Annotated in this window: 12 protein-coding genes; 4 read left to right on the plus strand and 8 right to left on the minus strand. The window is 71.9% G+C overall.

All coding sequences use genetic code 11. The annotated features are described in order from the left end of the window. The first annotated feature begins 18 nt into the window (after positions 1–18). Both IE106_RS26350 and IE106_RS26355 read left to right on the plus strand, forming a co-directional pair. Positions 19–732 (plus strand): NUDIX hydrolase, encoded by a 714-nt coding sequence (locus IE106_RS26350; protein WP_373295982.1) that lies wholly within the window; start codon positions 19–21, stop codon positions 730–732. Between the two features lie 65 nt (positions 733–797). Beyond that, positions 798–1,997, plus strand: coding sequence for a MarP family serine protease (locus tag IE106_RS26355; RefSeq protein WP_189537729.1), 1,200 nt, complete (start codon positions 798–800; stop codon positions 1,995–1,997). A 309-nt stretch (positions 1,998–2,306) separates the two neighbouring features. On the opposite strand, the gene IE106_RS30525 is transcribed toward IE106_RS26355, so the two are convergent. From IE106_RS30525 to IE106_RS26380, 6 genes are all read right to left on the minus strand, one after another. Further along, positions 2,307–2,486: a hypothetical protein gene (locus IE106_RS30525; RefSeq protein WP_229840804.1), complete on the minus strand. Its 180-nt coding sequence runs from the start codon at positions 2,484–2,486 to the stop codon at positions 2,307–2,309. A 141-nt stretch (positions 2,487–2,627) separates the two neighbouring features. Beyond that, a complete protein-coding gene (locus tag IE106_RS26360; RefSeq protein WP_189537730.1) occupies positions 2,628–3,566 on the minus strand; it encodes an alpha/beta fold hydrolase in 939 nt (312 codons plus the stop codon). After that, positions 3,563–4,057, minus strand: a complete 495-nt coding sequence (locus IE106_RS26365; RefSeq protein WP_189537731.1) for a phage holin family protein — start codon at positions 4,055–4,057, stop codon at positions 3,563–3,565. Before IE106_RS26365 ends, IE106_RS26360 begins: the two co-directional genes overlap by 4 nt. A gap of 38 nt (positions 4,058–4,095) precedes the next feature. After that, positions 4,096–5,547 (minus strand): Na+/H+ antiporter NhaA, encoded by a 1,452-nt coding sequence (nhaA, locus tag IE106_RS26370; RefSeq protein ID WP_373295983.1) that lies wholly within the window; start codon positions 5,545–5,547, stop codon positions 4,096–4,098. 394 nt (positions 5,548–5,941) lie between these two features. Beyond that, positions 5,942–7,954 carry an acetate--CoA ligase gene (gene acs, locus IE106_RS26375; protein WP_189537733.1) on the minus strand — a complete coding sequence of 671 codons (2,013 nt, stop codon included), beginning with the start codon at positions 7,952–7,954 and terminating at the stop codon, positions 5,942–5,944. A gap of 239 nt (positions 7,955–8,193) precedes the next feature. Next, complete coding sequence (locus tag IE106_RS26380; protein ID WP_189537734.1) at positions 8,194–10,545, minus strand: SulP family inorganic anion transporter; 2,352 nt, start codon at positions 10,543–10,545, stop codon at positions 8,194–8,196. Positions 10,546–10,840: 295 nt separating this feature from the next. Here IE106_RS26380 and IE106_RS26385 point away from each other — a divergent pair, with 295 nt between their 5' ends. Continuing rightward, positions 10,841–12,112, plus strand: coding sequence for a polysaccharide deacetylase family protein (locus IE106_RS26385; RefSeq protein WP_189537735.1), 1,272 nt, complete (start codon positions 10,841–10,843; stop codon positions 12,110–12,112). Positions 12,113–12,140: 28 nt separating this feature from the next. Here the strand turns inward: IE106_RS26385 and IE106_RS26390 are convergent, their stop codons facing one another. Next, on the minus strand, positions 12,141–13,124 hold the full coding sequence (locus IE106_RS26390; protein WP_189537736.1) for an ATP-binding protein: 984 nt from the start codon (positions 13,122–13,124) through the stop codon (positions 12,141–12,143). Positions 13,125–13,226: 102 nt separating this feature from the next. On the opposite strand from IE106_RS26390, the gene IE106_RS26395 reads away from it, so the two are divergent. Then, complete coding sequence (locus IE106_RS26395) at positions 13,227–14,054, plus strand: Fic family protein (RefSeq protein WP_189537737.1); 828 nt, start codon at positions 13,227–13,229, stop codon at positions 14,052–14,054. A 368-nt stretch (positions 14,055–14,422) separates the two neighbouring features. Here the strand turns inward: IE106_RS26395 and IE106_RS26400 are convergent, their stop codons facing one another. Then, complete coding sequence (locus IE106_RS26400) at positions 14,423–15,292, minus strand: HAD family hydrolase (protein WP_189537738.1); 870 nt, start codon at positions 15,290–15,292, stop codon at positions 14,423–14,425. Positions 15,293–15,376: the final 84 nt, after the last annotated feature.

The following is a 15,376-nucleotide window of genomic DNA, read 5'->3' on the forward strand; positions in this document are numbered from 1 at the left end:
GCGTTGTGTGAGCTGGGGGTGCCTGTGACGCGCGCGAGAGAAGACGCCGGGGAGGCCGGCGGGCTGCCGTCCGTGGACGTCAGCGCCGAGGGGCTGCCCGCGTGGCTGGAGCCCGTGGCCAAGGCGGCGCACACGATCGCGCCCGAGCAGCTCAGCCGGTTCCTGCCGCCGCCGGAGGGGGGCCGCCAGGCCGCCGTGCTGATCCTCTTCGGCGAGGGCGAGCGCGGCCCCGAGCTGCTGCTGATGGAGCGCGCGGGGACGCTTCGCTCGCACGCCGGGCAGCCGTCCTTCCCCGGCGGCTCCCTCGACCCCGAGGACGGCGACCCGGCCACGCTCGGCCCGCTGCGCGCGGCCCTGCGCGAGGCCCAGGAGGAGACCGGCCTCGACCCGTCCGGCGTCCAGGTCTTCGCCGTCCTGCCGCGCCTCTACATCCCGGTGAGCGGCTTCGTCGTCACCCCCGTGCTCGGGTGGTGGAGGGAACCGAGCCCGGTCGGCGCCATGGACCCGGCGGAGACCGCCCGGGTCTTCACGGTGCCCGTGGCGGACCTCACGGACCCCGCCAACCGCTCCACGGCACTCCACCCCAGCGGCTACCGGGGCCCGGCGTTCCTGGTCGAGTCCGCCCTCGTGTGGGGGTTCACCGCGGGGCTGATCGACCGGATCCTGCACTTCGCGGGGTGGGAGGAGCCGTGGGACCGGGGGAGGCAGGTCCCGCTCGACTGGCGTGCATGACAGGCTGACTGCTGGGCTCCGCGGCCGTAGGGGCCACCGGAGACGAATCTGCGAGGCTAATGACGGTGAACGTGCTGGACATCCTGCTGCTGGTCGCCGCCGTGTGGTTCGCGATCGTCGGATACCGACAGGGGTTCGTGGTCGGCATCCTGTCGGTGATCGGTTTCCTCGGCGGCGGACTCGTCGCCGTCTACCTGCTGCCGCTCGTGTGGGGGCCGCTCGCGGGGGACGCCGAGGTCTCCACGACGGCGGCCATCGTGGCCATCGCCGTCGTGCTGGTCTTCGCGTCCGTGGGGCAGACCCTGACCACCCATCTGGGCAACCGGCTCCGCCGCCACATCACCTGGTCACCCGCCCGCGCCCTGGACGCGACGGGCGGCGCGCTGGTCAACGTGGTGGCGATGCTCCTGGTCGCCTGGCTCATCGGCACGGCCCTCGCCGGGACGGCCCTGCCGACGCTCGGCAAGGAGGTCCGCAACTCCAAGGTGCTCCTCGGGGTGTCGCAGGTGATGCCCACCCAGGCGTCCACGCTGTTCGCCGACTTCTCGTCGGTCCTCGCGCAGAACGGCTTCCCGCAGGTCTTCAGCCCCTTCGCGAACGAGCCCATCACGGAGGTCAGGCCGCCCGACCCGGCGCTCGTCGACAGCCCGGTCGCCGCGCGCGCCCAGCAGTCCATCGTGAAGGTCGTCGGCACGGCCGGAGGGTGCGGCAAGGTCCTGGAGGGCACCGGCTTCGTCTTCGGCGAGCGCCGCGTCATGACGAACGCGCACGTGGTGGGCGGCGTCGACGAGCCGACCGTCCAGATAGGCGGCCAGGGCAAGCTGTACGACGCGACGGTCGTCCTGTACGACTGGGAGCGCGACATCGCCGTGCTCGACGTGCCGGACCTGAGGGCCAGGCCACTGGAGTTCACCGAGACCGACGCGCGCAGCGGTGACAGCGCCATCGTCGCCGGCTTCCCGGAGAACGGCGCGTACGACGTCCGCTCGGCGCGCGTCCGGGGCCGCATCAACGCCGACGGCCCGGACATCTACCACCGCGGCGAGGTCCGCCGCGACGTCTACTCGCTCTACGCGACGGTCCGCCAGGGCAACTCCGGCGGCCCGCTCCTCACCGCGGACGGCAAGGTGTACGGCGTGATCTTCGCGCGGTCCCTGGACGACGCGAGCACGGGGTACGCGCTGACGGTCGACGAGATCCGCGAGGACATCACGCTCGGCCTGAGCGCCAACCAGCAGGTCGACAGCCAGAGCTGCGCCCTGTGACGACCCGCCGGGGCCCGGCACCACCCACCGGTCCGGGCCCCGCGACGGGGTCGGCGGTGCGCGGCGTGGGTGCCGGTGCGCGGCGGGGGCCCGCCGGTGCGTGACGAGGTCGCCCGGTACCTGACGGGGCCACCCGGTACGGCGGTCGCCGGTACGTGACGGGAGCCCGCCGGTACGGGGTGGGGCCCCGCCGGTGCAGGGCGGGGCCGTCCGGTGCGTGACGGGGTCGCCGGCAGGCGGTGAGGGCGCCCGTCCGGGAGGCGGACGGCCGTGTGGGACGCGGACCCGGTACGGCCGCGTGCGGCGCGGTCAGTCGCGCTGGTGCCGCAGGCGTGCGGAGACCCAGCGGGCCCGACGGCGCAGGATGTGCGGGATCCCGAGGCGGGCGTCCAGCTGCGGGTCGCGCGGGCCGCCACTCCTCTCGGGAGGCGGCGCCGCGGCCGAGCGGCGGTTGCGTGTCGCGTCAACATGGTCGTGCGTCCAGCCCATACCCCGACGTGTGCCCGGGGCCCATGGTCGGTAACCGCCCGGGGGACGGCCAATTGGCCTATGCGTCGGGCATTTGGCCGATCGTAGGACAGGGGTTCCCGCCGGGCGCGCGCCTTCGCCCGCGCACCCGCCGGCCCCGCCTCAGCGGTCCGGCTCGGGGTCCTTCAGCCAGTTGACGAGCTCCGCCGAGAACGCCAGCGGGTCCTCCTCGTGCGGATAGTGGCCAAGCCCGTCGAACAGCCGCCAGCGGTACGGCGCTTCGACGTACTGGCCGGATCCCGCCGCGCTGCGCGTGCGCATCACCGGGTCGGCGGAGCCGTGCAGGTGGAGCGTCGGCACGCGGACGGGCCGCTTCATGCGCCGGTTGAACTGGATGCCGTCCGGGCGGGCCAGCGAGCGGACCATCCACCGGTACGGCTCGATCGAGCAGTGCGCCGTGGACGGGATCGCCATCGCCCGCCGGTACGCGTCGAGTGCCCCGGCCTCCGGCTCGCGGGCGCCGGACCAGTCCCGGATCAGCCGTTCCACGAGCGCCGCGTCGTCCGCGACCAGCCGCCGCTCGGGCAGCCACGGGCGCTGGAAGCCCCACACGTACGAACCGGCGCGGGTCTGCGCGAAGTCGGAGAGCATCGCCGAGCGCCACCGCCGGGGGTGCGGCATCGACGAGACGACCAGGCGCCGCACCAGCTTGGGGCGCATCACCGCGGCCGTCCACGCCAGGTACCCGCCCAGGTCGTGGCCGACCAGCGCCGCGTCCGGCTCGCCCAGGGACCGTACGACGCCCGTGATGTCGAGCGCCAGGTTCGCCGGGTCGTAGCCGCGTGGCGTGCGGTCGCTGCCGCCCACGCCGCGCAGGTCCATCGCCACGGCCCGGAACCCCGCCTCGGCGAGCGCGGGCAGCTGGTACCGCCACGTCCACCAGAACTGCGGGAACCCGTGCAGCAGCAGGACGAGCGGACCGTCGCCCATCTCCGCGATGTGGAACCGCGCCCCGTTGGCGGCCACGTCGCGGTGCGTCCACGGGCCGTCGATCCGGACGGGGCCGCCGGGGGCGCCGGTACTGCTCTCAGGGACGGTCATACGGACGAGCGTGCCACAACCGCGGCCTTCTCCTGGACGGTCGAGGTGCCGGGGCGGGGGTGCGGCTTGGCGTTCTGCAGCACCGCGGCCGTCCGCTTCACGGAAGCGGCGGTCTTCTGGGGGCCCTTGCCACGCTTCGCCTTCTTCGCGAACACCGCGCCGACGAGCCCCAGCAGGGCGGCCAGGACGACGTTCACGCCGAAGGACAGCAGGAAGCACAGCGACAGGTGCCAGCCGGTCCACGCGTGGAAGCCGTACGCGAGCGCGAAGCTCAGCATCGGCAGCGAGAAGAGCAGCACCATTCCGGCCGCCCCGAACCCCAGGCCGCTGATGGCACCGCGCTTCACGTCCTGCCGCAACTGGGCCTTGGCCAGCGCGATCTCGTCGTGCACGAGCGCGGACATCTCCGTGGTCGCGGAGGCGACCAGCTGGCCGAGGCTGGGCTCTGCACCGTTCCCGGCGATACCGGTCCTCCCGGCGGGGTCGCTCATCGTCTCGCTCCCTCTCTCCTCTACGGTCCGACCTCAGATCATGCCGGACGGTCGCCGTTCCTGCGCGCTGCCCCCGCTTGTTCGGCCCGGCGGCGGTGCTCCGCGGCCTTCCGCTCGTAGATCTCGGCGAGGCGGAGGTGGTGCTCGGGGTCGTCGGCCTCGTAGACGTCGGGGACGTCGTTCATGTCCTCGTCGCGCTCCTCCAGCTCGGTCATGGCCTGGTACGTGCGGACGCGGAGCTTCAGCAGGAACGCGGCGACCAGGGCGGCGATCAGCGACCCGGTGAGGACGGCGGCCTTGACCTCGTCGGTCAGCCTCGCGTCACCCTCGAACGCCAGCTCGCCGATGAGCAGGGAGACGGTGAAGCCGATGCCGGCGAGGGCGGCGACGGCGAACAGGTCCGCCCAGGCCAGGTCCTCGTTGAGCTTGGCGCGGGTGAAGCGGGCGGTCAGCCAGGTGCCGCCGAAGATGCCGACGGTCTTGCCGACCACCAGGCCGAGGACCACGCCCAGCGTCTCCGGCTGGGTGAAGACGTCGCCCATCGCGTCGCCGGACACCGCCACGCCCGCCGAGAACAGGGCGAACACCGGTACGGCGAAGCCGGCCGACAGGGGCCGCACCTGGTGCTCGATGCGCTCGCCGGGGGAGTGGTCCTCGCCCTCGCGGCGGGTGCAGCGCAGCATCAGGCCCATGGCGACGCCGGCGATGGTGGCGTGGATGCCGCTGTTGTACATCAGGCCCCAGACGACCAGGGCGAGCGGCACGTACACGTACCAGCCCCGGACGCCCTTGCGGAGCAGGAACCAGAAGAGGACCAGCCCGGCGAAGGCCCCGCCGAGCGCGGCGAAGTCCAGGTCGCTGGTGAAGAACACCGCGATGATCAGGATCGCGAACAGGTCGTCGACGACGGCCAGCGTGAGGAGGAAGGCCCGGAGCGCGGACGGCAGCGACGTGCCGATGACGGCCAGCACGGCGAGCGCGAAGGCGATGTCGGTGGCGGTCGGGACGGCCCAGCCGCCCAGGGAGCCGCCGCCGGTGACGTTGACCACCACGTAGACGAGGGCCGGGGCGATCATGCCGCAGAGCGCGGCGATCACGGGCAGTGCGGCGGCCTTGGGGTCGCGCAGCTCGCCCGCGACCATCTCGCGCTTGAGTTCGATGCCCGCGACGAAGAAGAAGACCGCGAGGAGCCCGTCGGCGGCCCAGTGCTCGATGGAGAGGTTCAGTCCGAGCGAGGAGGGCCCCACGTGGAACTCGCGGACCGCCTCGTAGCCGTGGCTCAGCGGGGTGTTCGCCCAGACGAGGGCCGCGATGGCGGCGAGGAGCAGCAGGACGCCGCCGACGGTCTCGGTGCGGAGCGCGTCCAGCACGAAGGTCCGCTCGGGGAACGGCAGGCGGCCGAGGAACCTCCGCTCGGTGGGGGCGGAGGCGGTGCCGGTGCTGCCGTCGGGGCTGGTGCTGTCGGTGTCAGGCGTCTTGGGCGCGGCCACGGTACGGAGACCTCCGGTGGTGTCGGCGGACATGGCGAATCACATGCCGACCAGACTTCCCGGCGCCCCATTGGATTTTCATCGCTTTGTTGATGCGACGCACACCCTACAGGCAGGACGCGAGGGCTTATCCGACCATCATCACTTTAAGCGCAAAAAGGGCACCCGGCATGGTGTCACCGGGTGCCCTCCGCCGTGCCTGTGACCGTGGCCGTGGTTCCGGCCGTGGCGATGACCCAGGACCGTGGCTACGGCTACGGTCCTGGGTCTGACTGCGGTCCTGGGCCCGGCCGAGATCCTGACCGCGGTCCTGGCCTGGGCCCCGACCTCGACGTCGCCCGCAGCCCCGGCCCCCGGCCGCGGCCGGGGGCCGGTCCTTCCGGCCCGCCCGCCGTCAGTCCTCGCTGGTGGCGGCCGGCAGCTTGGCCTGGATCAGGGCCATGACGGACGAGTCCGTCAGCGTCGTGACGTCCCCGAGCTGCCGGTTCTCGGCGACATCCCGCAGCAGCCGCCGCATGATCTTGCCGGAACGGGTCTTGGGCAGCTCCGCGACCGGCAGGACGCGCTTCGGCTTGGCGATCGGGCCGAGCGTGGCGCCGACGTGGTTGCGCAGGTCCGCGACGAGCGCGTCGGTGTCCGCCTCGGCCTCCGCCGCCGCGCTGCCGCGCAGGATCACGAACGCCACGATGGCCTGACCGGTCGTCTCGTCGGCGGCCCCCACGACGGCGGCCTCCGCGACCTTCGGGTGCGACACGAGCGCGGACTCGACCTCCGTGGTGGAGATGTTGTGGCCCGACACCAGCATCACGTCGTCGACACGGCCGAGCAGCCAGATGTCGCCGTCCTCGTCCTTCTTGGCCCCGTCGCCCGCGAAGTACCTGCCCTCGAAGCGGGACCAGTACGTGTCGATGAACCGCTGGTCGTCGCCCCAGATGGTGCGCAGCATCGACGGCCACGGCTCCGTGAGGACCAGGTAGCCGCCCCCACCGTCGGGCACCTCGTTCGCCTCGTCGTCGACGACGGTCGCCGCGATGCCGGGCAGCGGCCGCTGCGCCGACCCGGGCTTGGTCTCCGTCACGCCCGGCAGCGGAGAGATCATCATCGCGCCGGTCTCGGTCTGCCACCAGGTGTCGACGATCGGGCAGCGGCCGCCGCCGATGTGCTCCCGGTACCAGACCCACGCCTCCGGGTTGATCGGCTCGCCCACCGAGCCCAGGACGCGCAGGCTCGACAGGTCGAACTTGGCGGGGATGTCGTCGCCCCACTTCATGAACGTCCGGATCGCGGTCGGCGCCGTGTAGAGGATCGTGACGCCGTACTTCTGCACGATCTCCCAGAACCGGCCCTGGTGCGGGGTGTCCGGCGTGCCCTCGTACATGACCTGCGTCGCGCCGTTGGCCAGCGGCCCGTACACGATGTACGAGTGGCCGGTGACCCAGCCGATGTCGGCGGTGCACCAGTAGACGTCGGTCTCCGGCTTCAGGTCGAAGACGGCGTGGTGGGTGTACGCCGCCTGCGTGAGGTAGCCGCCGGAGGTGTGCAGGATGCCCTTCGGCTTACCGGTGGTGCCGGAGGTGTAGAGGATGAACAGCGGGTGCTCCGCCTCGAACGCCTCGGGGGTGTGCTCGGCGCTCTGCCGGTCGACGATCTCGTGCCACCAGACGTCCCGCCCCTCGGACCAGGCCACGTCCTGCCCGGTACGGCGTACCACGAGCACGCGCTCGACCCCGGCGACCCGGTCCAGCGCCTCGTCGACGGCGGGCTTGAGCGCGGACGGCTTGCCGCGCCGGTAGCCGCCGTCGGCGGTGATGACCACCTTGGCGTCGGCGTCCTGGATGCGGGCCGCGATGGCGTCCGCCGAGAAGCCGCCGAACACCACGGAGTGCGCCGCGCCGATCCGCGCGCACGCGAGCATGGCCACGGCCGCCTCGGGGATCATCGGCAGGTAGACCGCGACCCGGTCGCCCTTGCGGACCCCGAGCTCCGTCAGCGCGTGGGCGGCCCGGCTCACCTCGTCCTTGAGCTGGGCGTACGTGATGGTTCGGCTGTCGCCCGGCTCGCCCTCGAAGTGGATGGCGACCCGGTCGCCGAGGCCGGCCTCCACGTGGCGGTCCACGCAGTTGTACGCCACGTTGAGCTTGCCGTCGGCGAACCACTTGGCGAAGGGCGGGTTCGACCAGTCGAGCGTCTCGGTGGGCTCGGTGGCCCAGTCGAGACGGCGCGCCTGCTCGGCCCAGAAGCCGAGCCTGTCCGCCGCCGCCTGCTCGTACGCGGCCGCCGTCACGTTGGCCTGCGCGGCCAGCTCGGCGGGCGGGGCGAACCGCCGCTCCTCCTTCAGAAGGTTGGCCAGGCTCTCGTTGCTCACGACATCTCCCATTCCCAGGGCGTCCGATGTGTCCCAGCCCATAGCTCACCAGCCGGATGCCCGGGTGACAAGGGTTTCCCGGACATTGGTTTAGACCTCTCAGGCGGATGGGTGAGGGCGGGACGCTTCGGCCGACACGTGCGGTCAAGCAGCCCCCTCTCCTTCGGTGCCGGAAGGCGGGAAGAAGGGGCCACCCATGACCATCACGTCCCCACCCCACCGCCGGTTCACCCCGGGTGACGCCCGGGTGCCCCGGGTGTTCCCGGGGGACGCCCGGCCGGTCAGGCGCGGACCTCCTCCCGCCGTGCCGGGCCGCCACCGGTCGGCGCCACCGGGTGGAAGACCTGGTCGGTTCCCTCCCGCCCCAGCAGGTACGCCTGCGCCTCACCCACGTGGAAGTACATCCCGTGCAGCTCCAGCGTCCCCTCCGCGAGCCGTCTGGCGACCGCCTCGTGTTCCTTCAGGTGCTCCAGCTGCTCCACCACGTTCGTCAGGCACAGCTGCTCCACCGTGTCGGCGGGCGACCGCCCCGACAGCCGTGGAGGCGCCCCCTCCTCGCCGCGCATCCGTTCCAGGCTCGGCATCCCGTGCCGCAGCCACCGCCGCAGCGGGGTCTGCGGCGGACGTGCGCCCGGTGGCGGGTCGGCGGCGAGCAGCGCCTGCATCGCGCCGCAACCGGAGTGCCCGCACACCGTGATCGACCGCACCCGCAGCACGTCCACGGCGTACTCGATCGCGGCGGCCACCGAGTCGTCCCCGCCCTCCGCCCCGGGAAGCGGGACGAGGTTCCCGACGTTCCGCACGGTGAACAGGTCCCCCGGACCGCTCGCCGTGATCATGCTGGTCACCAGCCGGGAGTCCGCGCAGGTCAGGAAGAGCTGGGAGGGCTGCTGCCCCTCGCGGGCCAACCGGGCCAGTTCGTCCCGCACGTGCGGCGCGGTGTTCCGCTGGAACGAGCTGAGCCCACTCGCCAGCTGATGCCCCTTCCCCGCGTCCCGCTCCGCCGGGTGTTCTCCGCAGTGGTGATTGCGCCAGGGCGTCCAGGGCCGGCAGCACGTGTGCTCCCCGGCGACCGGATCCGCGATCCGCGTACCGGAGCGGCCCGTCAGCTCCACGTGGCCACCGTGCGCCGCTTGCGATGCCTGCCAGTCGTGCAGCGTCTCGTACGCGGCGTGGTCCATGAAGGACCCGTCCAGCTCGACGACCACCCGCGCGTCCGCCGGGATCTGGTGCAGCGTCCGGCTCAGCCGGGGCACCGCCAGGAACGTCAGCTGCCCGCGCACCCGCACGTGTTCGACGCCGTCCCGCCGCTCGTGGGTGATCCGCGTCCTGGCCAGCCGGTGGAGGGCCACTCCGGTGGCCACGGCGATCCCGATGGCCACGCCCTCGAGGACCCCGAGCAGGACGACACCCGTCACGGTCGCCGCGTACACCAGCGCCTCGCGATGGCGGGTGACCTTCCGCACGTGGGTGATGCTCGCCATCTGGATGCCGACCACCATCACCAGCGCGGCCAGCGCCGGCAGCGGGATCAGGTCCAGTACGGGGACGAGCAGCAGGGACGCCAGGACCACCCACGCGCCCTGCAGCATCGTGGAGTTCCGGCTGACCGCTCCCGACGAGACGTTGGCGACACTGCGGACGGCGACACCGGTGACGGGCAGTCCGCCGAGCGAGCCCGACACGATGTTCCCGATGCCCTGCCCGGCGAGCTCCCGGTCGAGCCGTGCGCGCGGGACCGGCACCGCCGGCTGCTTGCGGGCCGCGGCCAGTTTGTCCACGGCCACCGCCGACAGCAGCGACTCGACGCTGGCGACCAGGGTGATGGTCAGCACGCCGGCGATCAGGCCCAGCACCGGCCCCTCGGGCAACCCCGGCAGGGCGTGGCTGTGCCACGAGGGCAGGTCCACCCGCGGCACGGCCAGTCCCGCGAGCGACGCCAGGACCGTCGCGGCGGCGACCGCGGCCAGTGCGGCCGGCACCACGCGCAGGGCCTTCCCCCCGCGGCCGGGAAGGCGCGGCCACACGAGCAGCACCACGATCGTGAGGGCGCTGACCGACAGCGAGGCCGGATGCGGGTCCGACAACTGGACCGGCAGCTCCAGGGCGTTGTCGACGGCGGAGCTCTGCGGCGTACCGCCGAGGACGATGTGGAGCTGGGCGAGGGCGATCGTCCCCCCGATGCCGGCCAGCATCCCGTGCACGATGGCGGGTGAGACGGCGAGCGCCGAGCGCGCCACGCGCAACGTGGACAGAGCGAGTTGGGTGAGCCCGGCCAGGGCGGTGATCGCACAGGTGGTGCGCCATCCGTACCGCTGGATCAGCTCGGCCGTCACCACGGTCAGCCCGGCCGCGGGACCACTGACCTGGAGCGGCGCGCCGCCGAACCGGCCGACGACGATGCCGCCGACGGCCGCTGCCACGAGTCCCGCCTGGAGCGGGGCGCCGGTGGCGAGCGCGATGCCGAGGGAGAGCGGCAGGGCGATCAGGAACACGGAGACGGACGCGGACAGGTCGGAGCCCGCGATCCGGAAGCGCCGACGGGCCGGCGGAGGGCTGTGCTCCCGGGGACGGTCCGGGGTATCGGCCGGATGGGCGGTGCCGTTCGTGCGCGGAGCGGTGTGCGAGCTCATGTTTTCCGTCTCCTCGTGGACTGGGGTGGTCGCTGGGTGTCCGAGACGAACAGGGGGAACAAGGCCGCGGCGAAAGCGCCGACAGGCGAGGCCACATCAGGCGATTGCCAACTCTCGGTAAATGAACAGTAATGCAGGGTAAAGAAAAAGACATTACATTCCCGGCAAACAGAGCAATGATTCACCCGTCGAGGTGATTAGTCGTTCTATACGGCTCGTCATACCGCCCACCTCCGGCCTCCGATGCGACGTTGGCGGCGCTCGCACAGAACCGGCGAAACGGAAGGGTGGGCCGATGAGGGCTGCCAGGAAGAGGATCACTGTCGGCGCCGTCGCGGTGGCGCTGATCGGCGGGCTGGCGGGATGCGGAGGCTCCGACGGGCCCCCGGGATCCGGTGCCCGGGGGCCGGAGAAGGGCGCCGTTCCGCCCAAGAACCGCGTTCGGTTGATCGGTGACGGTTCCACCGCCGACACCGGCGTCCAGCCGGGCCTCGGGAAGCCCACCCGCCTGGCCCGGGGTCAGCGACCGCCGCAGTTCGTCGTCTTCTCGTGGGACGGCGCCGGTGAGGACAGCCAGAAGCTGTTCTCCCACTTCCGCCGTGTCGGCAAGCGGTACGGCGCGACGATGACGTACTTCCTCAGCGGCGTGTACCTGCTCCCCAAGGAGAAGGCCACTCTCTACAGCCCGCCCGGCCACGCCCCCGGCCGCTCCGACATCGGGTTCAACGACACCGAGGGCATCCGCGACACCGTGCGCGAACTCCGCGGGGCCTGGCTGGAGGGCAACGAGATCGGGACGCACTTCAACGGGCACTTCTGCGGTCCGCAGGGGGGCGTCGGCACCTGGTCCGTCGAGGACTGGAAGAGCGAGATCGCCCAGGCCAAGTCCTTCGTGAAGAACTGGAAGACCAACGCCGGCCTGGTGAAGGAGCAGCCGCTCCCCTTCGACTACGACAAGGAGCTCGTCGGAGCCCGGACCCCCTGCCTCGAAGGCCGCGACAACTTCGTGCGCGCCGCGAGCGAACTGGGCTTCCGCTACGACACCAGCGGCGTCAACAACCAGGTCTGGCCCAAGAAGGACGGGGCCCTGTGGGACCTGTCCATGCACCTCGTCCCCATTCCCGGCCGGGCCTTCGAGACGCTGTCCATGGACTACAACTTCATGGTCAACCAGTCCGGGACCACCAAGGGCGACCCCGCCATGCACCGGTTCTGGGGCAACCAGATGCGGGACGGACTGATCCAGGCGTTCAACCGGTCGTACCAGGGCAACCGCGCGCCCCTGATCATCGGGAACCACTTCGAGTCCTGGAACGGCGGCACGTACATGCGCGCCATTGAGGAAACGATTGCTCACGTCTGTGTGAAGCCCGAGGTCCGCTGCGTGTCGTTCCGTCAGCTCGCGGACTGGCTCGACGTCCAGGACCCGGCCGTCCTCGCCAGGCTGCGGACACTGAAGGTGGGGCAGGCGCCGGCCGAGGGCTGGAACCGCTTCCTCACCGCTCCGCCGGCGAGCGCCTCACCGTCGCCCGGCGGCGGGAACGCGGACCAGGCGGCCGCCCGGTGACGGCACCGGCCGGCGCGCGCCGGGACGGTTAGACCGACAGCCGCGCCACCGCTTCCCCCAGCACGAAGGCGGGGTCGATCTGCGCGGCCAGGTCGGCACCCGTCTTCGCGTTGCCCCAGCTCTCCGCGTTCCTCAGGTGGAAGTGCACCATCTGGCGCGTGTACCGCTCCCAGTCGCGCCGCTCGTACGTCGCGTCGACGGCGTCCCGCAGTACGCGCAGGGACTCCCGGTTCTCCGGCTCCAGTGCCCCGAACGGGCCGGTCCGCCCCTTCTCCATGGACCGCACCCAGTCCGACTGCCCGACCGTCACCAGCAGGTCGTCCCCCACCTGGTCCCGCAGGAACTCCAGGTCGTCCCGGCTCTGGACCTTGTTGCCGACGACCTTCAGGGCGACCCCGAAGTCCCGCGCGTACTCCGTGTACTGGCGGTAGACCGAGACGCCCTTCCGCGTCGGCTCGGCCACCAGGAACGTCATGTCGAACCGGGTGAACAGCCCGGACGCGAACGAGTCCGAACCGGCCGTCATGTCGACGACGACGTACTCGTCGGGACCGTCGACCAGGTGGTTCAGGAACAGCTCCACCGCACCGACCTTCGAGTGGTAGCAGGCCACCCCCAGGTCCGCCTCGGTGAACGGCCCCGTCGCCATGAACCGGATCACGCCGCCGTCCAGCCGCAGCGGACGGGCGCACGCCTCGTACACCGGGTTGTCCTCGCGGACGCGCAGCAGCCGCGAGCCCTCGCCGGGCGGCGTCGTCTTGATCATCGTGTCGACGGAGCCGATCCGCGGGTTGCTGCCGCGCAGGTACTGCTTGATCAAGGGCAGGTGCGCGCCCATCGAGGGGAGCGCCGCCGCCTCGTCCTCACCGAGGCCGAGCGCGGTCCCGAGGTGCTGGTTGATGTCGGCGTCCACCGCGACCACGGGGGCCTCGGTGCTCGCCAGGTGGCGGATGAAGAGCGAGGACAGCGTCGTCTTGCCGCTGCCGCCCTTCCCAACAAAAGCGATCTTCATGTTCACCTACCGTAGCGGTTCGATGGCACCGCGTTGCCCATCCCTATGAGGAACACCACTGGGGGTGGGTCGGTGTCGCCGGTGCGCGTAGCCTCGCTACTTATGAGTACGCATGCCGCCGACCCGTTGGTCGCCCTCGCCGCGCTGCCGGGTGTCCCCGACGCCGTGGACTCCGTGCGCAAGGCCGTCGACCGGGTCTACGGGCACCGTGTGATGCGGCGCCGCAGCAACGAGATCTCCTCGGAGGCGGCGCTGCGCGGCGCGCGCGCCTCGGCGGCGCTGTCCGGCGCCGACTGGGCCCTGGAAGAGGTCCGCAGGCGTAGCGACTTCCGCGCGGACGTCGAGGCGCGAACGGTCGGGGCGGCGCTGAGGCTCGGCGTCGAGGTCGGCCAACTGCTCTCCATCTGGCGGCAGTCGCCCCTCCGGGTCCTGGCCCGGCTGCACCTCGTGGCGGCCGGTGACGCCGCGGATTCCGCGGCGTCCGTGGGCCGGCCGCGGCAGCCCGGTGAGGCGGTCGACGAGCAGCTGATCGAGGCGCCCCTGCCGGACGCGGCCGACGTCGCCGCCCGACTGGACGGCCTCGCGGAGCTGATCGTCGCGGGCACCTCCGCCCCGGCGCTCGTCACGGCCTCCGTGGTGCACGGCGAACTGCTGGCGCTGCGGCCCTTCACCTCGTACAGCGGCCTGGTGGCGCGGGCCGCCGAGCGCCTGGTGCTGATCGGCAGCGGACTCGACCCGAAGGCGATCTGCCCCGCCGAGGTCGGCCACGCCGAACTGGGCCGTGCCGCGTACGTCGCAGCCTTCGACGGTTACCTGTCCGGGACGCCGGAGGGCATGGCCCGGTGGATCACCCATTGCGGCCGGGCGGTGGAACTCGGTGTCCGGGAGTCGACGGCCGTCTGCGAGGCGCTCCAGCGCGGCGCCGCCTGAGCCCGTCCGGCGACAGGGCGCGCCCGCCGCGCAGGGGGCCCGGCCTTCGACCGAGGGGAGGGGCCGTGCCCCGGCAGGGTTGCGGCGGTACCGATTCCGGTACCGCCGCTGGCACTTCCGCCGAGTTACCATGCGTCCTCGATATGTGCCCATCAGGCGGGGAACTCTGCCCTACGCCTGGTGCGGCTGGCCCGTAATCGACGGGTCGACGTCGCGTGGGTGCTCAGCTTCCGTGCTGTTCGGTCCGTGGGGCCTTCTTGCTCAACAGGTGATCCTTTCGGATGTCCTTGGTCTCGCGGGCCGTAAGTCCTTTGTACTACCGGGACCCGTGATGCGAAAGCCCTGCACGAATATCTTTACTTTTGCATTCAAATACGGACAAGTCCGGTAGTGGATGCGCCCTTCGGTGACGCCGGCTGGCGGCGCCTGCTCGCGTACCAGACCAGCCCCGCGGTGGCGGCCGCCGCGCCGATCGCCGCGACCGCCACCAGGGTCGGTCGCGGCGGCATCCGGAACGAGGGGAGGCGCTGCTTCAGCCGGACGGGGCGGTTGAAGACGAGGACCGGCCACTCCCGCGCCGCCGCCTCCCGCCGCAGCGTGCGGTCCGGGTTCACCGCGTGCGGGTGCCCGACCGCCTCCAGCATCGGCAGGTCCGTCGCCGAGTCGCTGTACGCGTAGCACCGCGACAGGTCGTACCCCTCCGACGCGGCCAGTTCCCGCACCGCCTCGGCCTTGGTGGGGCCGTACGCGTAGTACTCCACCTCCCCCGTGAAGCAGCCGTCGTCGCCGACGACCATGCGGGTGGCGACCACGCGGTCCGCGCCCAGCATCTCGCCGATCGGCTCCACCACCTCGGCGCCGGAAGTGGAGACGATCACCACGTCCCGGCCGGCCGCGTGGTGCTCCTCGATGAGCGAGGCGGCCTCGTCGTAGATGATCGGGTCGATCAGCTCGTGCAGCGTCTCGGCGACCAGCTCCCTGACCTGCTGGACGTTCCAGCCCTTGCAGAGTCTGGAGAGGTACGTGCGCATCCGCTCCATCTGGTCGTGGTCGGCGCCACCCGCGAGGAAGACGAACTGCGTGTACGCGGTGCGCAGCGCGTCGCGGCGGTTGATCAGGCCGCCTTGGTAGAAGGACTTGCCGAAGGTCAGCGTCGATGACTTCGCAATGACCGTCTTGTCCAGGTCAAAGAACGCTGCTGTGCGAGGCGAGGAGTGGTTTTCCACAAGCCAGAGCATAGGTGCCCGCCATTCGGCGTACGCCGGGGCGTGTGGGTTTGCTTGAGAAGGCTCTCGGGTACACCATGGAAGTCACGGATCGTT

It is taken from the genome of Streptomyces roseolilacinus (assembly GCF_014649335.1).
Taxonomy (GTDB): domain Bacteria; phylum Actinomycetota; class Actinomycetes; order Streptomycetales; family Streptomycetaceae; genus Streptomyces; species Streptomyces roseolilacinus.